Origin of the sequence: Mesorhizobium australicum (assembly GCF_900177325.1) — a bacterium.
In the GTDB taxonomy this organism is placed as follows: Bacteria; Pseudomonadota; Alphaproteobacteria; order Rhizobiales; family Rhizobiaceae; genus Mesorhizobium_A; species Mesorhizobium_A australicum_A.
In genome coordinates, this window is record NZ_FXBL01000004.1 from 3454562 (window position 1) to 3478050 (window position 23489).

At 65.2% G+C, this 23489-nt stretch carries 21 protein-coding genes; 13 read left to right on the forward strand and 8 right to left on the reverse strand.

Annotation, left to right across the window (positions count from 1 at the left end; translation table 11 throughout):
- Window positions 1-2: 2 nt before the first annotated feature.
- From B9Z03_RS19535 to B9Z03_RS19545, 3 genes are read right to left on the reverse strand one after another with little or no spacing between them, the layout of a single operon-like run.
- On the reverse strand, window positions 3-1457 hold the full coding sequence (locus B9Z03_RS19535) for an NAD-dependent succinate-semialdehyde dehydrogenase (RefSeq protein ID WP_085465729.1): 1455 nt from the start codon (window positions 1455-1457) through the stop codon (window positions 3-5).
- A 21-nt stretch (window positions 1458-1478) separates the two neighbouring features.
- Complete coding sequence (locus B9Z03_RS19540; protein ID WP_085465730.1) at window positions 1479-2486, reverse strand: Ldh family oxidoreductase; 1008 nt, start codon at window positions 2484-2486, stop codon at window positions 1479-1481.
- A gap of 38 nt (window positions 2487-2524) precedes the next feature.
- Window positions 2525-3475, reverse strand: coding sequence for an AEC family transporter (locus tag B9Z03_RS19545; RefSeq protein WP_085465731.1), 951 nt, complete (start codon window positions 3473-3475; stop codon window positions 2525-2527).
- 153 nt (window positions 3476-3628) lie between these two features.
- Between B9Z03_RS19545 and B9Z03_RS19550 the strand changes: the two genes are divergently transcribed.
- Entirely contained in the window at window positions 3629-4180 is a 552-nt protein-coding gene (locus B9Z03_RS19550) for a histidine phosphatase family protein (protein ID WP_085465732.1), read from the forward strand.
- A gap of 9 nt (window positions 4181-4189) precedes the next feature.
- On the opposite strand, the gene B9Z03_RS19555 is transcribed toward B9Z03_RS19550, so the two are convergent.
- Window positions 4190-5080 carry a PfkB family carbohydrate kinase gene (locus tag B9Z03_RS19555; protein ID WP_085465733.1) on the reverse strand — a complete coding sequence of 297 codons (891 nt, stop codon included), beginning with the start codon at window positions 5078-5080 and terminating at the stop codon, window positions 4190-4192.
- A gap of 162 nt (window positions 5081-5242) precedes the next feature.
- Between B9Z03_RS19555 and B9Z03_RS19560 the strand changes: the two genes are divergently transcribed.
- From B9Z03_RS19560 to B9Z03_RS19585, 6 genes are all read left to right on the forward strand, one after another.
- A complete protein-coding gene (locus B9Z03_RS19560) occupies window positions 5243-6076 on the forward strand; it encodes a phosphodiesterase (RefSeq protein WP_085465734.1) in 834 nt (277 codons plus the stop codon).
- A 196-nt stretch (window positions 6077-6272) separates the two neighbouring features.
- On the forward strand, window positions 6273-6557 hold the full coding sequence (locus B9Z03_RS19565; RefSeq protein ID WP_085465735.1) for an acyl carrier protein: 285 nt from the start codon (window positions 6273-6275) through the stop codon (window positions 6555-6557).
- 49 nt (window positions 6558-6606) lie between these two features.
- Window positions 6607-7776: a beta-ketoacyl-ACP synthase gene (locus tag B9Z03_RS19570; protein WP_085465736.1), complete on the forward strand. Its 1170-nt coding sequence runs from the start codon at window positions 6607-6609 to the stop codon at window positions 7774-7776.
- A gap of 8 nt (window positions 7777-7784) precedes the next feature.
- On the forward strand, window positions 7785-9053 hold the full coding sequence (locus B9Z03_RS19575) for a beta-ketoacyl-ACP synthase (RefSeq protein ID WP_085465737.1): 1269 nt from the start codon (window positions 7785-7787) through the stop codon (window positions 9051-9053).
- Between the two features lie 46 nt (window positions 9054-9099).
- Window positions 9100-10128 (forward strand): zinc-binding dehydrogenase, encoded by a 1029-nt coding sequence (locus B9Z03_RS19580; RefSeq protein WP_085465738.1) that lies wholly within the window; start codon window positions 9100-9102, stop codon window positions 10126-10128.
- Window positions 10129-10132: 4 nt separating this feature from the next.
- Window positions 10133-11065 carry a lipid A biosynthesis lauroyl acyltransferase gene (locus B9Z03_RS19585; protein ID WP_085465739.1) on the forward strand — a complete coding sequence of 311 codons (933 nt, stop codon included), beginning with the start codon at window positions 10133-10135 and terminating at the stop codon, window positions 11063-11065.
- A gap of 22 nt (window positions 11066-11087) precedes the next feature.
- On the opposite strand, the gene B9Z03_RS19590 is transcribed toward B9Z03_RS19585, so the two are convergent.
- The 4 genes from B9Z03_RS19590 to B9Z03_RS19605 all read right to left on the reverse strand — a co-directional run bounded on the left by B9Z03_RS19590 (window position 11088) and on the right by B9Z03_RS19605 (window position 16145).
- A complete protein-coding gene (locus tag B9Z03_RS19590; RefSeq protein WP_085465740.1) occupies window positions 11088-12011 on the reverse strand; it encodes a dimethyl sulfoxide reductase anchor subunit family protein in 924 nt (307 codons plus the stop codon).
- Between the two features lie 2 nt (window positions 12012-12013).
- Window positions 12014-12772 carry a 4Fe-4S dicluster domain-containing protein gene (locus B9Z03_RS19595; RefSeq protein WP_085465741.1) on the reverse strand — a complete coding sequence of 253 codons (759 nt, stop codon included), beginning with the start codon at window positions 12770-12772 and terminating at the stop codon, window positions 12014-12016.
- Window positions 12772-15618 (reverse strand): molybdopterin oxidoreductase family protein, encoded by a 2847-nt coding sequence (locus B9Z03_RS19600; protein ID WP_085465742.1) that lies wholly within the window; start codon window positions 15616-15618, stop codon window positions 12772-12774. The genes B9Z03_RS19595 and B9Z03_RS19600 overlap by 1 nt, the downstream gene beginning before the upstream one ends.
- Before the next feature lie 92 nt (window positions 15619-15710).
- A complete protein-coding gene (locus B9Z03_RS19605; protein ID WP_139832494.1) occupies window positions 15711-16145 on the reverse strand; it encodes a L,D-transpeptidase in 435 nt (144 codons plus the stop codon).
- Between the two features lie 194 nt (window positions 16146-16339).
- Here B9Z03_RS19605 and B9Z03_RS19610 point away from each other — a divergent pair, with 194 nt between their 5' ends.
- From B9Z03_RS19610 to B9Z03_RS19635, 6 genes are all read left to right on the forward strand, one after another.
- A complete protein-coding gene (locus B9Z03_RS19610) occupies window positions 16340-17620 on the forward strand; it encodes an acetylornithine deacetylase/succinyl-diaminopimelate desuccinylase family protein (protein WP_085465743.1) in 1281 nt (426 codons plus the stop codon).
- A 130-nt stretch (window positions 17621-17750) separates the two neighbouring features.
- Entirely contained in the window at window positions 17751-18185 is a 435-nt protein-coding gene (locus B9Z03_RS19615) for a L,D-transpeptidase (RefSeq protein WP_085465744.1), read from the forward strand.
- Between the two features lie 181 nt (window positions 18186-18366).
- On the forward strand, window positions 18367-19848 hold the full coding sequence (locus B9Z03_RS19620) for an ABC transporter substrate-binding protein (RefSeq protein WP_085465745.1): 1482 nt from the start codon (window positions 18367-18369) through the stop codon (window positions 19846-19848).
- A gap of 150 nt (window positions 19849-19998) precedes the next feature.
- On the forward strand, window positions 19999-20946 hold the full coding sequence (locus tag B9Z03_RS19625; RefSeq protein ID WP_085465746.1) for an ABC transporter permease: 948 nt from the start codon (window positions 19999-20001) through the stop codon (window positions 20944-20946).
- Window positions 20943-21809, forward strand: a complete 867-nt coding sequence (locus B9Z03_RS19630) for an ABC transporter permease (protein WP_085465747.1) — start codon at window positions 20943-20945, stop codon at window positions 21807-21809. Before B9Z03_RS19625 ends, B9Z03_RS19630 begins: the two co-directional genes overlap by 4 nt.
- Window positions 21806-23431: an ABC transporter ATP-binding protein gene (locus tag B9Z03_RS19635; protein WP_085465748.1), complete on the forward strand. Its 1626-nt coding sequence runs from the start codon at window positions 21806-21808 to the stop codon at window positions 23429-23431. The genes B9Z03_RS19630 and B9Z03_RS19635 overlap by 4 nt, the downstream gene beginning before the upstream one ends.
- Window positions 23432-23489: the final 58 nt, after the last annotated feature.

Below are 23489 nucleotides of genomic sequence, written 5' to 3' on the forward strand. Positions count from 1 at the left end.
CGCTACTTCAGGCCGCCGATGCAGACATATTTGGTATCGAGATAGTCCTCGATGCCCTGGTGCCCGCCTTCCTTGCCGAGGCCGGATTCCTTGACGCCGCCGAACGGCGCCTCAACCGTGGTGATCAGGCCTTCGTTGATGCCGACCATGCCGTATTTCAGCCCCTCCATCACCCGGAAAGCGCGGTTGAGCGAGCCGGTATAGGCGTAGGACGCAAGGCCGAACTGGGTGTCGTTTGCAAGCTGGATCGCCTCCTCCTCGGTCTTGAAGCGGAAGACGGGGGCCAGCGGGCCGAAGATCTCTTCCTTCATGAACATCATGTCGGGCTTCGCCTCGGCGATCACCGTCGGCTGGAAGAAGGAGCCGCCGAGCTCGTGGCGCTTGCCGCCGGCCACGACCTTGCCGCCCTTGGCAGTCGCGTCCTGGATGAATTCTTCGACCTTCTCGACCGCCTTCTCGTCGATCAGCGGTCCCTGCTGCGTGCCCGCGTCGAGCCCGTTGCCGACCTTGAGTGTGTTCGAGGCGGCCGCCAGCTTCTCGACGAAGGCGTCGTAGACGCCCTCCTGCACGAAGAAGCGGTTGGTGCAGACGCAGGTCTGGCCCGAATTGCGATACTTGGCGACCATAGCCCCCTCGACGGCACGGTCGATGTCGGCATCGTCGAAGACGAGGAACGGCGCATTGCCGCCAAGCTCCATCGACACCTTTTTCACGGTCGCTGCACACTTCTCCATCAGGATCTTGCCGACTTCGGTCGAGCCGGTGAAGGTCAGCTTGCGCACCAGCGGATTGGCGCAGATCTCGTCGCCGATCTCGCCGGCCGAACCGGTGACGATGTTAACTACGCCCTTCGGAAAGCCGGCCTCCTCGCAGAGCGCGCCCCAGGCGAGGCCCGAATAAGGCGTCTGCGAGGCGGGCTTCACCACGACCGTGCAGCCGGCGGCGAGCGCCGGGCCGATCTTGCGCGCGAGCATGGAGGACGGAAAGTTCCACGGCGTGATTGCCGCCACGACGCCCACCGGCTCCTTGGTCACAAGGATGCGGCGCTCGGCCCACGGGCTCGGCACCGTGTCGCCATAGGTGCGACGGCCTTCCTCGGCGAACCACAGGATATAGGCGGCCGAAATGGCTATCTCGCCTTTGGCCTCGGTAAGCGACTTGCCCTGCTCCATCGTCAGCAGTTCGGCCAGAGCATCCTGGTTCTCCAGGATCAGGTCGTGCAGCTTCCGCAGGAGTTTGGACCGGTCGTTGGCGGTCGTCTTCCTCCAGCTCTCGAAGGCGGTCTGCGCCGCCTCGATGGCGCGGCGCGTCTCGGCCTTGCCGGATTTCGGCACGGTGCCGATCTTCAGCGTCGTCGCAGGATTGGTGACGTCGATCGTCGCTCCTGAATCCGCCTGGATCCATTCACCGCCGATTAGATTGGCCTGGCGCATGTAGTGGCTGGTCTTCTGGAGCATTTCGTGGCCTCCTGCCGCCGCTCAGAGGGCAGCAATCTGTTTGATTTCGTTCAGCAATACGCTGTCGACGGAAATGCCGTCGCGCCTCAGCCGCGCACGCATCTCATGCCGTCTCGCACCAGGTACGCGCGCGCCGTCGACCTGCATGATGGCCTCGGCCATCTCCGCAAACCGGCCCAAGGCTCTTACCCCACCGAAGGCTTGAGGATCAATCGCAATGATCGTCTGGCCGCTACCCGGAGGTCCGCCCACGGCGTTGAAGAACGAGGTCTGCTCATAGGCATAGTTGGCGCCTGTAAGCCCTGCGGCAAGCAGTTCCACCATAAGAGCAAGCGCGGTCCCTTTGGCGTCGCCGACCGGCACCATCGTGCCGGCCATGGCGGCCGAGGCGTCGGTCGTTGGCCTGCCGTCCCGGTCGAACGCCCAGCCTTCCGGGATTGGCTCCCCCTTCTGTTCGGCCGCCATGATCTTGCCGCGGGCGACCTTGGACAGGGACAGATCGATAACAATCGGAAAAGTGCCCTCCACCGGGCAAGCGAACGCGATCGGGTCTGTCCCGTAGAGGGGCGTCCGCCCGCCCCATGGCGATATGGAAGCTGGCGCATTCGCGAACATCAGCGCGATGAGACCGGCCTCGGCAAGCGCCTCGACGGCCAGTCCGGTAACGCCGGCGTGGTGGGAGCGAAAGATGCCGGCCACTGCGATGCCCTGGGACGTTGCCATGTCTCGCAGTTCCCTCGTCGCCAGATCGAACGCCGGGTAGGCGAAACCGCTGCCGGCATCGACATGAACTGCCGATGGTCTGGTCCGGACCAACTTCGGCACGGCATGGCCATCGACCTTCCCGGCACGCACCTGCGCGGCATAGGCGACGACGCGGCGCAGGCCGTGCCCGACCTGACCCACCAGCTCGGCCCCGACGAGCGCGTCCGCCACCAGGCCGGCATTCTCGATCGAGGTGTTGGACGCGGTCAGCGCCGAGGCGACGAGCGCGTGCGCGGCGTCGACCGGAACGATTTCCTGGGTCACGAATGGGGTCTCCGTTTGCGCGCGGCCAAGGTTGCGTCCTAACCGAACACGGCTTGCGCGATGGCAAGCCACATGGTCGTCGTGATGACCGCCATGGCCGTGCCGATCGTCATGCCGTTGGAGGCAAGCGCCTGGCCGGTGCCGAACTGTGTGGCGATCAGGTAGGAATTGACGCCGGCCGGCAGCGATGCGGCAGCGACCGCGACCTTGGCGGTCAAGGGCGGCAGGCCGAAGAGCCAGGCCGTGCCAAGCACGAGCGCCGGCATCAGGAAAAGCTTGATCAGCGCCAGCGCCGTACCGGCCTTCACGTTACGGGCGATGCCGTATTTGCGCAGGCTCAAGCCCAGCGCGAACAGCGCGACCGGGGCGGCGACGTCGGCGACCGCGTCCACCAGCCGGTTTACGAGGCCGGGCAGTTGAAGGCCCGACATACGGATCAGAAGCCCGGCAAGGACGCCGATGATCAGCGGGTTCGTGAACATCCGCCTGAGAAACGCGCGCAAGAGCAGGCCGAGCCTGAACTTCTCGCCATCCTCACGCCCCACGATCTCGAACAAGAGGATGGAGGCGGCGATCATGATCGGGAGATGGACCGAGAGCAGCAGCGACAGGGTCTCGAATCCTTCCTGGCCATAGACGCCGAGCATGAAGGGGATGCCCAGCAGAGCGATATTCGAGAAGGCTGCGGTGACGCCGCCGACCACCCCCGCCCTGGCGTCGCGCCCGAATCCCTTGACGATCAGGATCTGACCGGCCGCCCAGGTCACGACCGCGGCCGAGAAATAGGCGCCCCAGAAGGCCCAAGGGGCAGCACCGTGGAAATCAGCCCCCAGCATGGTGCGGAACAGGAGCAGTGGTAGCGCCACGCCAACGGCGAACTCGGCCACGGCGTCTCCGACCTCGACCCTCAGATAGTTCGTCACGCCGGCCAGGTAACCGGCCGCGACGAGGCCGAAGACGAACAGGACGGTTTCCACGACGGAGGACATGGGCCGGGTTTAGGCGAGCCGCCCGCCGGGCGCAATCGGCGCAAGCCGGCCGTGTCGGCTGGTCCAGCGAGCCGGGCGCAGGTCGGCGGTGAGCCGATTGTCTTTGATTCCGGCCGTCCGACCCTATATCGATGCGGACCGACAGGGGGTTGCATGCTGAGATGTCTGATACTTGCGCTGGCTCTGTTCGCAGCGACCGCGGCCGGCGCGACGGAGGCGGGGTGGGCGCTTCTGCGGGATGGAGGGCATGTGGTGCTGCTGCGCCATGCCTTCGCTCCCGGCTCCGGTGAGCCGGCCAACTTCGACATCGAGAAGTGCAACACCCAGCGCAATCTCTCCGATGCCGGGCGGCAGCAGGCGCGCAAGCTGGGCGCGCTCTTCGCAGCACGAGCCGCTCCCGTCGAGCGCGTGCTGACCAGCCGCTGGTGCCGCACCAAGGAAACGGCGCGACTGGCCTTCGGCACGGACGATGTGGAGGCATTCCACGCTCTCGACCCGTTCGCCCCGGATTCTCCGGAAAAGGACGCTCAGTCGAGGGAGGTTCTCGACGAGGTCCGCGCCTGGAGCGGCTCCGGCAACATGGTGATGGTCACCCATCTGGAGAACATCGCGGCGTTGACCGGGGAAAACGCGCGCGAAGGCGAGGCCGTCATCGTCCAGTTGCGTGACGAAGGCCTGCACGTGCTCGGCCGCATCAGGTTCTGACCGCCTCGCTCAGCCCGACAGGAGAGCGTCGACGTCCGCCCGCCTCGGATAGCTGGCGCGGCCTCCACTGCCGGCGCATTTGAGCGCGGCGGCGGCATTGGCATAATGGATCGCGGCCTCTTCGCTTTCGCCCTCGGCGAGCTTCAGCGTGAAGGCGCCGTGCCAGACGTCGCCCGCGCCGAGCGTCTCTACTGCGGCTACGGCAACCGTCGGGACGCTACGCACCTCGCCTCCGTCGAGCCACAACACACCCTTCGCACCGTCCGTCGCGCAAACCCAGGCTCCGGTGGCACGCGCGGCCTCGCGTAGTCCCTTCGCAAGGTCGGAATGACCTGCATAGTCGCGCAAGCCTTGTGCCGAGAAGGCGATGTGCGAGGCAAGCAACAGCGCTTCCTCTGCCAGCGCGATCGGCGCCTCGGCGTCCAGCACGCCCGGGACGCCGCGTTCCCTCGCGCGGCCGAGCACTGCGGCGCCGCATTGCGGCCAGCGTGTGTCCGACAGGGCGGCATCGAATAGGCCGAGGTCGGCAGCTGCCAGCCATTCCGCGCCGAAGGAGATATCCATGTCGCGATAATTGACGATCTGCCTCTCGCCCGCCGCGTCGATGAAGACCGCCGAGAAAGACGACTTCCGTCCCGCAAAGCGGCGCACCAGCGCGCAGTCTACCCCCTCGACTTCCAGCCCGGACACGATCATGTCGGCGACGGCGTCGTCGCCGAGACGCGCGGCAAGGCGGGCGTGGCCGCCGAGCCGCGAGATCGCGACCGAAGCGTTGGCCGCGTTGCCGCCGCCCGTCATCCAGGCGTCCTTCGCCCGGTATTTCTCGGCGCGGCGCGGCATCTCGTCGAGTTGGTAGACGAAATCGATGACCGCGACGCCCGCGCACAGGATTGTCGTCATTGAGAAACCGCCAGCTTGATCGTCCGCCTCGTCGCGGACCGGTCCAGACTATCTTCTTTGGCGCCGGCCGGCGAAGCGATTTCCTCCCGCTGCGGAACAGGGTCGGCGGGTTCCGCCGTCGCCCGTGCTCCGGTAAGAGGCAAGGGCAAGGGGCAGCCGGACATGAAACTCGTTCACATCTCCGACATTCACATCAATGCCGACCCGATCGCGGGACAGAACTCGGTCGCCGCCTTCGAAGCCTGTCTCGCCCACGTAGCGAAGCGGCATGCCGATGCCGAGGCGGTGGTAATCTCGGGCGACCTCACCCATCACGGCAGGCGCGAGGCGTATCTGAAGCTGCGCGAGATTCTTGACGCGTCTCCGCTCGAGCCGATCCTGATGATCGGCAATCACGACCACCGGGAGACCTTCAAGGAGATTTTCCCCGACGCGCCAGTGGACGCTGACGGCTACATCCAGCACGTCCGAGAGATTGGCGGCCATCGTCTGATCTTCCTCGACACGAACCTTGCCGGCAACCACAGCGGCCGCCTCGGGCCGAAGCGCCTCGCCTGGCTGTCGGCCCGACTCGGGGAAGCCGAACGGGAGCGCAAGCCGGCGCTCGTCTTCCTGCACCATCATCCGGTGCAAATCGGTGTGCTCGCCACCGATATCCTGGCGCTGGTTCAGAAGAAGGAGTTCGCCGCGGTCCTGCGCCGCCACCGCGACACGATCCGCCACGTCTTCTTCGGCCACTGCCACATGTCGCTATCGGGCTCGATCGAGGGCGTCCCCTTCTCCGCCCCGCGCTCGACCAGCCATCCTGGCTGGCCGGAATTCGAGGGACGCCTCGCCTACGGGCATGGCCCGATCGAGCCGAGCTACAACCTCGCCTTGATCGGCGACACGTCCGTGGTGATCCACACGATCGAATACCGGCTGGACGACCGGATCGAATGGGAACCGCTCACGGGCGGAGAAGCCGGAACCGTTACGGTGCCGCCGGGACCGTGAAAGGACGAACCTCGTCCGGCTGAGTGACGCCTGACGACAGGCGGGAGGGGGTTCCCGAAGTCCCATCCGGCGGCCTTTTCCAACAGGTGTCGGCCCGTACGTTCCCAAGGCGCGGCGATTTCGCCCTTCCACTTTGGGGCGAAAACGACTAGAGCCTGCAAAGCTATCGCCATCGACCGACCCAAAGAGGTACAGCTTGACGACGACATTCGAAAAGGTCGCGGACCTGATCGCGGAAACGACCGAGATCGATCGCGACAAGATCACGCCGGAAAGCCACACGATCGATGATCTCGGCATCGACAGCCTCGATTTTCTCGACACGGTCTTTGCGATCGACAAGGAATTCGGGATCAAGATTCCGCTCGAGAAGTGGACGCAGGATGTGAACGAAGGCCGCGTGTCGACGGAAGAATATTTCGTTCTCAAGAATCTGTGCGCGAAGATCGACGCCCTGGTTGCGGCCAAGAAGGCGGCCTGACCTCACAAAGCTTGACGGTGCCGCATCCATTGCCGCACATGAGCGCACAATGAGCGCTCGCGACGTCGTCATCACCGGCATTGGCCTGGTCTCCTGCCTCGGCGAAGGCGCCGAGGTGCACTGGAAGGCCTTCGAGACCCCTTCCCTGCCGCCGCCGATCGATTCGGAGCGATTCGCTCCCTACACGGTGCACGCCCTCCCCGAAATCGACTGGACGCTGCAGATCCCCAAGAAGGGCGACCAGCGGCAGATGGAACTGTGGCAGAGGCTCGGCGTCTATGCGGCGGGACTGGCCCTCGACGATGCCGGGCTCAAGTCCAACGAGACACTTTGCACGACGATGGACATGATCGTGGCCGCCGGCAGCGGCGAACGCGACAAGGAAGTCGACGAGAACATCCTTGAGGCAACGCTAACGCGAAACGACGCCGAGGCGTTGATCAACGAGAAGCTGACCAACGATCTGAGGCCAACGCTCTTTCTCGCCCAGCTGTCGAACCTGCTCGCCGGCAACATCTCGATCGTCCACAAGATCACCGGTTCGTCCCGTACCTTCATGGGAGAGGAAGGCGCAGGCGTATCCGCCCTGCAGACCGCAGTTGCCCGGCTGGCATCGGGCCAGTCGACGCACACGCTCGTCGGCGGTGCGTTCCAGACGGAGCACCCCGACAAGCTCCTCGCTTACGAGTTGGGCGGATACCTCCACCGCGGCCCATGGCAGCCGCTGTGGGACCGGCATGCTGCGGGCGGCGGTGTGATTACGGGCTCCGGCGGAGCATTTCTGGTGCTGGAGACGCGCGAGCAGGCGCAGGCGCGCGGCGCGCGCATCTATGCGGTCGTCGACAAAGTCGCCTCGTCGCTTTCGTCCCGCGCCGACGGAAAGCTGGCGCGGGACATAGCGGCCCTTGTGGAGGCGCTTGGCGCAGAGCCCGGCCGCCTGATCATTTCGGGCGCTTCCGGTGCCCCGAGACCGACGCTTGCCGAGCAACAAGCGCTGGCGGCCCATGCCCTGCGCGGCTTCTCTGGCTTGACCGGTCATCTCAAGGAGGCCCAGCTTCCATTCGCCGTCGCGCTCGCGGCACTGTCGCTCTCCAACGGCCGCGCCCCGGGAGCGATATCCGATACCGAAACATCGTATGACGGGACGCCGGACGTCGTGCTTGCCACGGCCATCGGCCATCATCGCGGGGAAGGTGCTGCCCTCCTACGAAAGGCTTGAGGACCACAATGAGCCGATACAAGGATCATCTCGGGCGCCCGCTCATCGCCGTCACCGGCATGGGTGTTGTCACGTCGCTTGGAGCCGGCAAGACGGAAAACTGGTTGAAGCTGACCGCCGGCGCGTCGGGCATCCATGCGATCACGCGGTTTCCGGTCGATCATCTGAAGACCACGATCGCCGGCACGGTGGATTTCCTGCCCGGCAGCGACAAGGGCATGTATGCCCTCACCTACGAATTGGCGGCGAGCGCCGGCCAAGAGGCGATCTCCGAGGCGGGTATCGGCTCGGACTTCGGCGGCCCGCTGTTCCTGGCCTCGCCGCCCGTCGAGCTGGTGTGGGCCGACCGACTCGCCATGTACCGAAGCGTGAACGAGGGCAGCGGCTACCAGCGCCTGCTCGAAGCCGCGCGGGCCGGCAATGGCGCCTCAATCTTCGACGAGGCGCTGTTCGGCACCGTCGCCGACCGCCTCGCGGTCCTGTTCGGCACGCGCGGCCTCCCCATCACCACCTCGACGGCCTGCGCATCCGGCGCGACCGCGATCCAGCTCGGTGTCGAGGCGATCCGGCGCGGCGAATGCGACCGGGCGCTGGCAATCGGCGCTGATGGCTCCGCGAGCGCGGAATCGATGGTGCGCTTCTCGCTTCTGTCGGCCTTGTCGATGCAGAACGAGACACCGGAGCGCGCCTCCAAGCCTTTCTCGCGCGATCGCGACGGCTTCGTGCTCGCCGAGGGCGGCGCGGCCCTGGTGCTCGAGTCGCTGGAAAGCGCCGTCGCGCGCGGCGCCACCGTGTTGGGCATCATGCGTGGATGCGGCGAGAAGGCGGACGACTTCCACCGCACACGCTCGAAGCCCGACGGCTCGCCCGCCATCGCGGCGGTGAAGCTCGCCCTCGACGACGCCGGCGTTTCCGAGGACGAGATCGGCTACGTGAACGCGCACGGCACGTCGACACCGGAAAACGACAAGATGGAGCATCTGTCACTGTCGACCGTGTTCGGGCCCAGGATCAGGTCTGTTCCGGTCTCGTCGAACAAGTCGATGATCGGCCACACCCTCTCCGCCGCCGGCGCGATCGAAGCGGTGTTCTCGCTCATGACCATGCGCGAAGGCGTGCTTCCGCCGACAATCAACTACGACCATCCCGATCCGGCGATCGATCTCGACGTCGTGCCGAACGTCAAGCGCGAGGCCGATGTCTCGACGGTGCTGTCGAACTCGTTCGGTTTCGGTGGCCAGAACGCTTGCCTTGTCATGGCGCGCGAACCCGTCTAAGCGGCGCGGTCAAGTCCCGAACCGTCGCAGGAAACCGCACGAAGACATGCGCGCATTGCAGCTCGTCGCCGACCGCCGCATCGAGGCCGTCGACATCGCCCCGCCCCCGCCGCCCGCCCCCGGCGAGGCGACCGTTGCGATCAAGGCCGTCGCGCTGAACCATATCGACGTCTGGGGCTGGCGCGGCATGGCCTTCGCCAAGCGCAAGATGCCGCTGGTGGTCGGTGCCGAAGCCTGCGGGGTTGTCGAGGCGATCGGCGAAGGCGTGACAGGCTTGGCGCCCGGTCAGCTCGTCGCGATCTACGGCGCGCGCACCTGTGGCCATTGCAAAGCCTGCCGCGAGAAGCGCGACAATCTCTGCGAGAACGTCGAGGGCGTGCACGGCTTCCACCTCGACGGCTTTGCGCAGGAGCGCATGAACATCGCCGCGCGCCAGCTGATTCCTGCTCCGGCGGAAGTAGACGTAACAGCTGCCGCCGTGACACCGATCACCTTCGGCACGGTCGAGCACATGCTGTTCGACAACGCGAAGTTGGAGGCCGGCGAGACCATACTCGTGCATGCCGGAGGCTCGGGCATCGGCACGGCCGCGATCCAGCTCGCCAAGCTTGCCGGCGCGACCGTGATCACGACGGTCGGCTCCGATGCCAAGATGGAAAAGGCCAGGGCGCTCGGCGCCGACCACGTCATCAACTACCGCGAGGACAGGTTCGAGGGCGTCGTGCGCAAGCTGACCGGAAAGAAGGGCGTCGACGTCGTCTTCGAACATGTCGGCGCCGACACCTGGGCCGGATCGATGCTGTCGATGAAGAAGGGCGGCCGGCTCGTCACGTGCGGCTCGACTTCAGGCGTCTCGACCACGATCAACCTGATGCAGCTCTTCCAGCAGCAATTGCGCATCATCGGATCGTTCGGCTGCCGGATCGAGAACATGGCGACCGTCATGGCGAAGCAAGCCACCGGCAAGGTGCATCCGGTCATCGATTCCGAGGTGGATTTCGATCATCTCGACGACGCGCTGGCGCGTATGGAGAGCCGCGACGTCTTCGGCAAGATCCTGCTGCGGAACGCCTGAGCCCATGAAGCTCTCCGCCCTGCCCGGCCGCATCGCCCGCTCGCTTGCCTTTCGTACTCGCCGCGCCAACCACTGGTTGGTCGCCAAGATCGTATTCACGACATTCGCACTGCTACAGAAACTACCGGCCGACAGAGCGCTTAACGTGTCAGACCGCCTCGCGCGCCGCGTCGGGCCCTGGACCAGCCGCCACCGCATTGCGATGGACAATCTTCGTCGGGCCTATCCGGAGAAGAGCGAGGCCGAATGCCGGGAAATCGCGCTCGACATGTGGGGCAACATGGCCCGGCTTGGGGTCGAATATGTCTTCCTCGACAAGCTCTACGACTTCGACGCGGAACAGCAGACGCCCGGCCGTGTCGAATTCAAGGGCGGCGAGGTTTTCACGGAGATGCGCAAGCGACGCAGACCGCGCATCTTCTTCACCGCACATACCGGGAACTTCGAGATGTTCCCGATCGCGGCCTCGTCGCTGGGCATGACGGTCGCGTCGCTCTTTCGCGCCCCCAACAACCCGTTCATCGCCCAGGAGATCAGCCAGAGGCGCAAGATCTCCGGCAACCGCATGGTTCGTTCGAAGGCGGGCGCGGCGTATGTGCTTGCGCGCATTCTCCACAACAAGGGCAACGTCGGCGCGCTCGTCGATCAGAAGTTCAGCAAGGGCATCCCGACGACCTTCTTCGGCCGCAGCTGCGAGACGAGCCCGCTCGTGCCGCGGCTCGCACGGCAGTACGATGCCGAGATCTATCCAGTCCGCTGCATACGCCTGCCGGACAACCGCTACCGTCTCGAACTGTGCGACAAGATCGAGCCGCCGCGCGACGCCCGCGGGCAGATAGACGCCGACGCCTTATGCCAGATGATCAACGACATCGTCGAAGGCTGGGTGCGGGAATATCCGGGGCAGTGGATGTGGTTCCACCGCCGGTGGGGCTGACGGGCTCGACGTCGCCGGCCGATCAGCTTCCGTAATAGTTCATCACGGCGTGCCGGGCCTCTGCGAAGAACAGCCAGCGTTCGGTCAGCGTTCCCGCGAAGAAGGCCAGCGCCGCGATGGCCGAAAGGATCGCGGCGACCCCCGGCGGCGTGCCTGCAATCGCCGTGAGCAACAGAAGCACCGCCGGCACCGCGCCGCCGACGATCAGCGCGACCCGGCGCAGCTTGGCCGCATGCTTGCGCGCCACCCGGAATCCCATCTCGTTGGTCAGGTAGTTGCCGTTCATGTGCGGGCGCTCAAGCAGGCGCACCTTGCCGATCGGACCGAGGCCCGTCGCCGTTTCCGGCGTGGACAGTTGCTCAAGTGCGCCCAGGCGCGACCACCAGCGCAGCTTTACGCCCCACGCTCCGACCAGTGCGGCAACGGCGAGGAGAGTTAGCCAGGCTGCCTCGCCTCCCCCGAATGTGGAGAACAAGCCCGCCAGCGTAAGCCCGCCGGCCAGTGCGAAGGCGAGGTAGCAGGTGGGCGTCCATGCCGTGTTCCAGGCCTGCACCGAGCGCAGGGAGGCATAGATCATTGCCGTGCAGTAGACAGTGATGCCGCACAGGAGCGCTCCGAGAATGCCTGGCAGAAGCAAGTAGCGCCCGCTCCAGAGCGAGGCGATCGCGTTGACGGCGAGCGGGATGAAGGTCAGCACCGCCATCACGCCCTCGCGAGACAGCCAGCTCGACCGCCATTGCGAGAAGGCGCGCCAGGCGCGCTGCGGATTGCCGAGATGGAGCGTCGACGAGGACAGCCCGCCCGCGATCAGCAGCAGCGCCACGATATGCGCGGCCTTCGTCGCGGTAGCCGACGGATCGAGCAGCCCGAGGCCGAGCATGGCCGCGAGGCCATAGCCCAGCCCTGACAATGTGGTGAAGAGAATGATCGACGGCGCGGGATGCATGTTCAGATGCGGTCCAGCATGCCGTCGAGCCAGGCGAAGAAACCCCGCGCGCCATCGGTGTTCTCGGCAAGCGGGATCGCGCTTGCGAGCGATTTTCGCGGTCTGGGCGGCAGATATTTGTTCACGGGCCGCGTGCCCTGCTCTGGCATTAGGTCGGTGCCGCCGCGTTCTGAGACCATGATCGAGACATTGGACTGCGGATCGGCGAAATCGCCGTAGTGCCGGGCATTTGCCGGACAGGTCCGCACGCAGGACGGCACGCGGTCGATCTCCTGCAGCGTCTCATTGTAGATGCGGTCGACGCACAGGGTGCATTTCTTCATCACGCCGGCAGCCAGGTCCATCTCGCGCGCGCCGTAGGGGCAGGCCCAGGCACAGAGACCGCAGCCGATGCACTTGTCCTCGTCGACCAGCACGATCCCGTCGGCGGAGCGCTTGTAGGAGGCGCCCGTCGGGCAGACCGTGACGCAGGGCGCGTCCTCGCAGTGCAGGCAGCTCTTTGGGAAATGGACGATACGCGCATCGCCCGCCTCTCCGACGATCTCGCCCCCCTCCGGCACGACCTCGAAGGTATGGATCCGGTTCAGGAATGTGCCGGAGACCGCGGATCCGTAAGGCTCCTGGTCTGACAGCGCAGCGCCGTAGCCGCCGGTGTTCCATTCCTTGCAGGAGATCACGCAGGCATGGCAGCCCACGCACACGTCGAGGTCGATCACGAGCCCGAGCTTCTTCGGCGTCGGCAGCGCGGGGAGCGAAGTCATCAATCCCACTCCTGTCCGTAGCGCAGTTCGGCCGGGCTGTCGTTGGCCGCACCGGCTCGTCCGACAGACGCGAAGGCCGGCCTCGACACTTGATCCGGTTCCGCCTTCTCGATCCTGACCCTGAGATCGTACCAGGCAGCCTGGCCGGTCACCGGATCCGAATTCGACCAGCGCATGCCGTCGCCCTTGGGAGGCAGAAGCTCGTGTATCAAATGGTTGAGCAGGAAGCCGCGATTGCTTTCGGGCGCATCCTTCGCCAGCCCCCACGCGCCCTTGCGCTTGCCGATCGCGTTCCAGGTCCACATGGTGTCGCGGTTGACTGCGTCCGAGCGTGCGATCTCCACCTTGATCCGCCCGTGATGCGAGATGATCCAGGCCCAGTCGCCCGTGGCGAGCCCGACCTCGTCGCAGATCGCGCCAGGCACATACATCACGTTGCGCGTGTGGATCTGGCGCAGCCAGGCGTTCATCGATCCCCACGAATGATACATCGACATCGGCCGCTGCGTGATCGCATGGTAGGGATAAGCCTCGCGGTCGACACCCGCCTCTTCCAGCGGCCGGTACCAGGCGGGCAGCGGGTCGAACGCCATGTCCAGCCGCTCACGATGCGTCTCGGGCGCGAACGGCTCGCGCAGGCCCTGCGCCGAGAGCCGGAACTTCTGGCAGATCTCGCTGTAGAGCTGGAAGGTGACAGGCTGCGGCGTGTCGAAGAACCCCATCTTCACCGCGAAATCCTGATAGGCGCGGTTGGCGTGCTTGTAGAACTGCGCCTCCAGCGGGATGTGGGCCGAAAAGAACGCGCCGTTCTCGATGTAGCGCTTCAGTTGGTCCGGGTTCGAGGCTCCTCGCCCCACGCGGTCGCCGCCTGCCCCGCGAAATCCCGCCAGCGGCCCAATGCCCGGCCGGCGCTCGTGCCGGACGATGTAGTCGGCAAAATCCTTGTAGAGCGGCACGCCGCGATGGTCGACAAACCCCGGCAGCTTCAGCCGGCCGGCAAGGTCGATCAGCACCGACTGGAAGCCGCGCACGTCGCGATCGGGCTCCACCACTGGCCAGCGGATCGCGTCGTTAACCGCGTCAGGCTCAGAGATCGGCCGGTCGAGCAGCGAAATGCAGTCGTGCCGTTCGAGATAGGTCGTGTCCGGCAGGACGAGATCGGCATAGGCGACCATCTCCGACGCATAGGCGTCGCTGTAGATGATCCTGGGAATGACGTATTCGCCGGTCGCCTCGTCTCTGTCCTCCAGCATCTTGATGACGCCAGCCGTGTTCATGGACGAGTTCCAGGCCATGTTGGCCATGTAGAGGAACAGGAGATCGATCTTGTACGGGTCGCCGGCATGCGCATTGGCGATCACCATATGCATCAGCCCGTGAGCGGAGATCGGCGCGTCCCAGGAAAAGGCCTTGTCGATGCGGGCCGGATCGCCGTCCGGGCCGATAAGCAGGTCTTCGGGGCCTCGCGGGAAGCCGAGATGCGGGCCGGACAGCGGCTTGTTGGAGCCGAAATGTTCCGCTCTTCCGTGTGGCGTCGGATGCGCCTCGACCGGCTTGGGATAGGGCGGCTCGAAGCGGAAGGCGCCAGGACAGTCGACCGCACCGATCAGCGCCTGCAGCACGTGGATCGCCCGCGCGGTCTGGAAACCGTTCGAGTGCGCCGAGATCCCGCGCATGGCGTGGAAGGACACCGGCCGGCCGATGAAGGACGGATGCCGCTCGCCGTTCATGTCGGTCCAGGGCTGCGCAATCTCGATCGCCTCCTCGAAGGCGACGTGTGCGATCTCCGAGGCCAGCCCCCTGATCACGTCCGCCGAAACGCCCGTCTCGCCCGCCACGTTCTCGGGCGCGTAGCGCTGGTCGAGATACCTTTCGGCAAGCAATTGGAACGACGGCACCGCAACGCGACCGTCCTCGAGCTCGAACCGACCCGACAAGGCCACCCGGGCTCCCTTGGTACCGGCAGCGACCACCCGCTCCGTCACGCTTTCCCACACGAGCGGCTTGCCCTCGCCGTCGCGAGCGAACAACCCGTGGTCCGCCGTTCCCGGCGCATCGACGACCAGCCATGGCGCGTTGGTGTAGCGCACGAGGAAATCGACATCGATCCTGCGCGCCTTTAGCAGTTCGTGGATCACCGACATGACCAAGAGACCGTCAGTGCCCGGCCGGATGCCGATCCAGCTGTCTGCCACTGAGGAATAGCCGGTGCGCACCGGGTTCACTGAGACGAAGCGCGCCCCGCGCGACTTGAGCTTCGACAGGCCGATCTTGATCGGATTGGAATCGTGGTCTTCCGCCACGCCGAACATGACGAACAGCTTGGTCCGCTCCCAGTCGGGCGAGCCGAACTCCCAGAACCCGCCGCCGAGCGTCATGATACCGGCGGCCGCCATGTTGACCGAGCAGAAGCCGCCGTGCGCGGCGTAGTTGGGCGTGCCGAACTGCTGCGCGAAGAAACCGGTCAGCGATTGCGATTGGTCGCGGCCGGTGAAGAAGGCGAATTTCTTCGGGTCGCGCGCCCTCACCTCGCCCATCCAGTCGACGGCGAGCGACAGCGCCTCGTCCCAGGAGATCGGCTTGAACTCGCCCGAGCCACGCGGCCCGGTCCGGAGCAGCGGCGAGGAGAGGCGCGCCGGGGCGTAGTGCTGCATGATGCCGGCCGAACCCTTGGCGCAGAGCACGCCCTTGTTCACCGGATGGTCTCGATTGCCCTCGATGTAGCGCACCTTGCCGTCCTTGATGTGGACGTCGATGCCACACCGGCAGGCACACATGTAGCAGGTCGTCTTGCGCACCTCGTCGGAGACGGGCTTGGAGAGCGCAAGGCGTGGTTCAGGACTCATCAGGCATTGCTCCCACGGCCGACTCTTATAGTCGAGCCGCAGTCGCGGCAAAGCCGTCCGGACGGCAAATCGTCGCGTTCGCTCCGAAGATCCTATTTCGAAACGATGATGCGGGTGTTGCCGGGCCCGATCTCGCGCACCAGCGAGTAGAACGTCTCAGCGTTCGCTGTGGCCAGCCGGACGCAGCCATGCGAGGCGGGCGTGCCGAGTCGGCTCACGGCCGTTGTACCGTGCACCGCATAGCCGCCGTGGTAGAACACCGCGAACGGCATCGGCGCCATGTCGTATTTGCGCGAATGCCACATGCGGTGCATGCGGTAAGGCCTCCACTGCCCGGCAGGCGTCACGTAGCCGCCGCGCGCGGTCGACACCTTCCAGGTGTAGATCAGCTTGCCGTGCTTCCTGACCGTCATGGTCTGCGTTGCGACATCGACATTGGCAACAAGCGTCGCCGCCTGAGCGACCGCCGGCAGACCGATTGTCACGGCAGCTGCCAGGAAAGCGCCGAATATGGTCGTTCTCATCATCATGAAATCCCCCATCCGAATGCCCACTCCAGGATTTCTAGTCGTCCGCGACTGAAGAGTGTATGAACAAGCGCACACAAACAGGTGAACGCACCGCGCGGTCAGGTTTTTCGCGGTTCTGGTCCAATCGCATTTCGCGCCTGAAACGAAACGCACCGCTTGCGCCGCGTTCGCCATCCCGCTCAAATCGCGTCATGAACGAAAAGACCTTCGACACCATCGATTCCCGCGCGGACGAGCTTGCGGCGCTGACGGCCGACCTGATCCGCTTCCCGACGATCAACCCACCCGGAGAGGCGTACACGCCCTGCGCCGAATATATCGGCGAACGCCTGCGCAAGCGCGGCTTCACGGTCGAATATGTCCGCGGAGTCGGCACGCCCGGCGACAACGACCGCTACCCGCGCACCAACGTCATCGCGCGTTTCGATGGACGCACCCCCGGCAAGACCGTGCATTTCAACTCGCACATCGATGTGGTGGAGGCAGGCGAAGGCTGGACGCTCGACCCGTTCGGCGGCGTGATCAAGGACGGCCGTGTCTATGGCCGCGGCGCCTGCGACATGAAGGGCGGGCTCGCCGCGTCGATCATCGCGGCCGAAGCCTATATAGACATGAACCCGGACTTCGCCGGCGCTATCGAGATTTCGGGATCGGTGGACGAAGAATCAGGCGGTTTCGGCGGCGTCGCCTATCTTGCCGAGAAAGGATATTTCTCGCCTCCCCGCGTGCACCACGTCATCATCCCGGAGCCGCTGAACAAGGATCGCATCTGCCTCGGACATCGCGGAGTCTGGTGGGCGGAGATCGAGACCAAGGGCCAGATCGCGCACGGCTCGATGCCGTTCCTCGGCGACAGTGCTGTTCGCCACATGGGCGCCGTGCTCGGCGCGTTCGAGGACGAACTCTTCCCTGCGCTCGACCGCAAGCAGACGCGCATGCCCGTGGTGCCTGAAGGAGCGCGGCGCTCCACCATGAACATCAATTCGATCCATGGCGGCCAGACCGACGACTATTTCCCCGGCTTGCCGTCGCCCAACGTTCCCGATTCCTGCAAGATCGTCATCGACCGCCGTTTCCTGCTGGAAGAGAGCCTCGAAGAGGTGAAAACCGAGGTGACGTCGATCCTGGACCGCCTGAAATGGGAGCGCCCGAGATTCGATTATCGCATGCGCGACCTGATGATCGTGCATCCGGGGATGACCGAGGAAGACGCGCCGGTGCCGCGGGCGATCGCCAGCGGGATCCGCCGAGTCTTCGGCCGCGATCCGCAATATGTCATCTCGCCCGGCACCTACGACCAGAAGCACATCGCCCGGATCGGCAAGCTGCACGACTGCGTCGCCTACGGCCCCGGCATCCTCGACCTTGCCCACCGACCGGACGAATGGGTCGGCATCGACGACATGGTCGAAAGCGCGAAGGTCATGGCGTACGGGCTGGATATCCTGCTGCATGGCGAGCCACGCGCCTAGGTTCCGCGAAGCGAGACCAAGTTCTTCCCCATAAACCATGAAATGAAATCTTCGTGCTTTTGTGCGAGGATCGGTTGCACGTGATTATTGCCGCAATTAGTTTGCCTTGGGGCGTAACAGGGGTTTCGATATGTTGGGCAAGCTCATAGCAAGTCTTTCGCTCGCGGCCATGGTCGCCGCTTTCCAGCCATCGGCCGCGGCCGCGGCCAAGGTGGTGGCGACGGTCAATCTGTCCTCGCAGACGATGACGGTCACGCATGGTGGGGTGGTGAAGTATCGCTGGCCGGTGTCCACCGCACGCAAGGGCAAGGTGACGCCGACGGGAAGCTGGTCGGCCAAGTGGCTGTCGAGGAACCACCGCTCGAGCCGCTACAACAACGCGCCGATGCCCTATTCGATCTTCTATTCCGGCAATTACGCGGTCCACGGCACCAACCAGGTGAGCCGCCTCGGCCGCCCGGCATCCTCGGGCTGCATTCGGCTGCACCCAGCCAACGCGGCAGTGCTGTTCTCGATGGCGCAGCGCGAAGGGCTGCGCAACATGAAGATCGTGGTGAGACGCTGACCGCCACAGCAGGCTTGCGCCCGCACGGTAGCGGCCCTGCGAAACTGCAATAAATCGCCGCCGCAACCCGTTGCGACGGCAAAAAATTCCGTTCCGGATCGGCGGCTTGGCACAAAGCCGATTTACTCGCGGCGTTTTTCGGGCTTCAATCCCGCGTCACACCATTCCGGAGCTTGCTTCCATGAAATCCTGGTCTTCCATTCTCGCAGCTGCCGCGATCGCACTCGCATCGTCGACGGCGGCCTTCGCCGCCCGGACGGATATCGTCGTGGGCCTGCCGCTGGAGCCGCCGCATCTCGACCCGACCGCGGGCGCGGCCGCCGCGATCGACGAGGTCGGCTATGCCAACATCTTCGAGGGGCTGACGCGCATCGGCTCGAAGGGCGAGGTGCTTCCGGATTTGGCCGAGAGCTGGACGATCAGCGACGACGGCAAGGTGTACACGTTCAAGCTCCACACCGGCGTGAAGTTCCACGACGGCACCACGTTCGACGCCGAGGACGTGAAGTTCTCGCTCGACCGCGCTCGCGCGGAGAATTCCACCAACGCGCAGAAGGCGCTGTTCGCGCAGATCGATACAGTCGAGGTCGTTGATCCGGCGACGGTCAAGATCACGCTCAAGCAGCCGCAGGGCGCGTTCCTCTACAATATGGGCTGGGGCGACGCGGTGATCGTGGCGCCGGAGAGCGCCGAGACCAACAAGGACAAGCCGATCGGCACCGGTCCGTTCAAGTTCGTCAACTGGGCCAAGGGCTCCTCGATCACGATCGAGAAGAATCCCGACTACTGGGGTGAGCCGGTCTATCTGGACAAGGCGGAGTTCCGCATAATCCCCGACGCCGCCGCGGCCGTCCCGGCGCTGCTTTCCGGCGACGTGCAGGCCTTTGCAAACGCGCAGCTCGGCGACGCCCTGCCGCAGATCGAATCCGATCCCCGCTTCAAGGTGGTGATCGGCTCGACGGAGGGCGAGACGATCCTTGCCATCAACAACAAGAAGGCGCCGTTCGACAAGCTGCAGGTTCGCCAGGCGATCTCCTATGCACTGGACCGCGACGAGATCATCAAGGGCGCCTCGTCCGGCCTCGGCACCCCGATCGGCTCGCACTTCTCGCCGGGCAACGCCGCCTATGTCGACCTGACCGGCACCTATCCGCACGACGTGGCGAAAGCGAAGGAACTGCTGAAGGAAGCCGGGCTCGAGAACGGCTTCAAGGCCACCATCAAGCTGCCGCCCCCGGCCTATGCCCGCGACGGCGGCCAGATTATCGCCTCCGAACTGAAGCAGATCGGCATCGAGCTGGAGATCATTCCCGTCGAGTGGGCGGACTGGCTGAAGCAGGTCTTCACCGACAAGGATTATGACCTGTCGATCGTCAGCCATGTCGAGCCCAACGACATCGGCATCTATGCCCGCAAGGACTACTATTTCCAGTACGACAATCCTGCCTTCGACAAGGTGATGGCCGACCTGGACGTCACCTCCGATGAGGCGAAACGCAACGAACTTTACGGCCAGGCACAGAAGATTCTGGCTGACGACGCGGTGAACGGCTTCCTGTTCCAGTTGCCCAAGGTCGGTGTTTGGGACGCCAAGATCGAGGGCATGTGGGAGAACACCCCCACACCGGCATTCGACCTGACCAAGGTCAAGTGGGTGGATTGACGGGATGTCTTCTCCCCGCTCACGGGGAGAAGATGCCGACAGGCAGATGAGGGGCAGCGCCATCGTTCATATGTCCGCGTCGCCCTTCATCCGGCCCTTCGGGCCACTTTCTCTCCGTGAACGGGGAGAAGGGAAAGCTTGGCATTCCCCATGACCGCCTTCCTTCTCAAACGCCTGCTGATCGGCCTTGCGACGCTCCTCGTGGCGTCCATGGTCGTTTTCGGCGTCATGGAGGTTCTGCCGGGTGATCCCGCACTGCTGATGCTCGGCATGAACGCCGCGCCGGAAGCCCTTGAAACGCTCAGACAGCAGATGGGCCTGCATGATCCCCTGATCGTCCGCTATCTCGACTGGGTCGGCGGGCTGGCGGTCGGCGATTTCGGCCGCTCCTATACTTATTCCTCTCCTGTGATCGATCTGATCGGCGAGCGCCTCGCCGTCTCTCTGCCGCTGGCGCTGATATCGCTCGCGCTGTCGACGGTGATCGCCATTCCGGTCGGCCTGTTCTCCGCCGCCCGCCGCGGCAGGCTCGCCGATTCCATCGCGATGGGCACCGCCCAGGTCGGCGTCGCGATCCCGAACTTCTGGTTCGCGCTGCTGCTGATCTATGTCTTTGCCGTCTGGCTGCGCCTCGTGCCGGCCGGAGGGTTTCCGGGCTGGGCGGGCGGCATCTGGCCCGGCATCAAGTCGCTGATCCTGCCGGCCGTGGCGCTTGCGCTGCCGCAGGCGGCGATCCTGGCGCGCGTCACCCGCTCTGCCCTGCTCGAAGTGCTGGGCGAGGACTACATCCGCACCGCCCGCGCCAAGGGAATGCCGCGCCGCACGGTGCTGTGGCGGCATGCGCTGCGCAACGCGATGATCCCGGTGCTCACCATCCTCGGCCTGCAGTTCGCTTTCCTGCTCGCCGGCACGATCATCATTGAGAACGTGTTCTACCTGCCCGGCCTCGGCCGCCTGATCTTCCAGGCGATCACGCAGCGCGATCTGATCGTGGTCGAGGGCGTCGTCATGCTGCTCGTGGCCACGGTGGTCGTCGTCAATCTTCTTGTGGATCTCGCCTATGCGCTCGTCGACCCGCGGCTGAGGGTGCGGACGTGAGCGCCGAACCGATCACTGCGCCGGAGGAGGAGAGCATCCTCCGCCTCGCGTTCCGCAACCGCTCCTTCGTCATCGGCCTGGTCATCACCGCGCTGATCGCGGCCATGGCGCTGGTCTCCTTCTTCTGGACCCCATACGACGTCACCGATCTCGTCGTCGCCAATCGGATGAAGCCGCCTTCGTCCGAATTCCTGTTCGGCACCGACCATTTCGGCCGCGACATCCTGTCGATGATCATGGTCGGCGCCCGGAACTCGATCGCCGTCGCCTTCGTCGCGGTCGGCATCGGCATGGCGCTGGGTATTCCGCTGGGCTGCTGGGCCGCAGCGCGCGGGGGCTGGGTCGACGAGACGCTGATGCGCTTCAACGACCTCGTCTTCGCCTTCCCCGCCCTGCTCTCCGCTGTGATGATCACGGCGATCTTCGGTCCCGGCGCGGTCAACGCGATCATCGCCATCGGCATCTTCAACATCCCGGTCTTCGCCCGCGTCGCCCGCGCCGGCGCATTGGCGCTGTGGCCGCGCGAATTCATCCTCGCCGCCCGTGCCTCCGGCAAGGGCAAGACGCTGATCACCATCGAGCACATCCTGCCCAACATCGTCTCGATGCTCCTGGTGCAGGGCACGATCCAGTTCGCGCTCGGCATCCTCGCCGAAGCAGGTCTGTCCTATCTCGGCCTCGGCGCGCAGCCGCCAATGCCCACCTGGGGCCGCATGCTGTTCGACGCCCAGACGCGCATGATGGTGGCGCCTTACCTCGCACTCTTTCCCGGCATGGCGATCGTCATCACCGTGCTCGGCCTCAATCTGCTCGGCGACGGTCTGCGCGACGTCCTCGACCCGAAGCTGAGGCGCGAACGGTGAGCCTGCTCGAGATCGAAAAGCTGAAGCTCGACATCGGCGGCACGCCGATCCTCAAGGGCATCGACCTCGCCATCGACAAGGGCGAGGTCATGGGCCTCGTCGGCGAGTCGGGGTCCGGCAAATCGATGACCGCCCTGGCGATCATGCAGCTCCTGCCCCAGGCCGCGAAGGCATCGGGCCGCCTCATCTTTGACGGCATCGACATCCTCTCCTCGACCGAGAACGCGATGTGCCGGCTGCGCGGCGACGATATCGGCATGGTGTTCCAGGAGCCCATGACGGCGCTCAACCCGGTCAAGACAATCGGCGAGCAGGTGGCGGAAGGCATTCGCTGGCACACCGGCGCCAATCGCGCCGACGCAGAGGCGCGCGCGCGCCAAATCCTCGACCGCGTCGGCCTGCCTGAGGCGAAATTCCCCCTCTCCCGCTACCCGCACGAACTGTCCGGCGGACAGCGCCAGCGCGTCGTCATCGCGATCGCCTGCGCTCTGAAGCCAAAGCTGCTCATCGCCGACGAGCCCACCACCGCGCTCGATGTCGTGCTGCAGAAGCAGATCCTCGAACTGCTCAAGGATCTCGTCGACGAGCAGAAGATGGGACTGCTGCTGATCAGCCACGACCTCGCCGTCGTGGCCGACATGTCCGATCGGGTCACCATCATGCGCCATGGCGAGGTGATGGAGGACGGCGAGACCGCACAGACGCTTTCGGAACAGGTTCACCCCTATACACGCCAACTTGCCCAGGCCTCGATGCACGTGCCCGAGCGGCCGAACAAGCACGCTGCAAGCGCGACCGCCGACAACCTGCTGGAGGTCAGCCAGGTCGTCCGCGACTATCCGGGTCGACGCATCTCGCTGCTGAAGAAGGGGGAACCCTTCCGGGCAGTCGGTGGCGTCTCGTTCTCGATGAAACCCGGCCAGTCGATTGCGCTGGTCGGCCGCTCCGGCTGCGGCAAGTCCACCCTCGCCCGCATGATCCTCGCGCTCGACCACCCGACATCGGGCGACATTCGCTTCATGGGCGAGAGCCTCGTCGGCAAGGACGAGGCTAAGCTGCGCCCGTTCCGCCGCAACATGCAGGTCGTGTTCCAGGATCCCTATGGTTCGTTCAATCCGCGCCACAAGGTCGAGCGGCTCGTCTCAGAGCCGCTTCACCTCCTCGACCACAAGCCGTCGCCGCAGGAAAGGCGCGAGCTGGTCGCGAACGCGCTGCATGAGGTTGGGCTAAAGCCGGCCGACATGGACAAGTATCCGCACGAGTTCTCGGGCGGTCAGCGCCAGCGCATCTCGATCGCGCGCGCCATCATCACCCGTCCGAAGCTGATCGTCGCCGACGAACCAGTCTCCGCGCTCGACGTGTCGATCCGCGCGCAGGTGCTCGACCTCTTCGCCGACCTCAACCAGCGGCTGGGCGTCGCCTACCTCTTCATCACCCACGACCTCACGGTGGCGCGTGCGATCACCGACGAAGTGATGGTGATGCATGACGGCAGGATGGTCGAGGAAGGTCGCACAGGCGAGATACTCGACCATCCGAAATCGGACGCCGCCAAGGCGCTGGTCGACGCGGCCCCCGATCTCCATCGCGCCATCGCGCGCCGCCTGCAGGAACAGGGCTGAACTCCGCCGCCTCGTCGATCCATCTCGGATCGGCTGAGCGTATCGGCGTCGGTCCCTG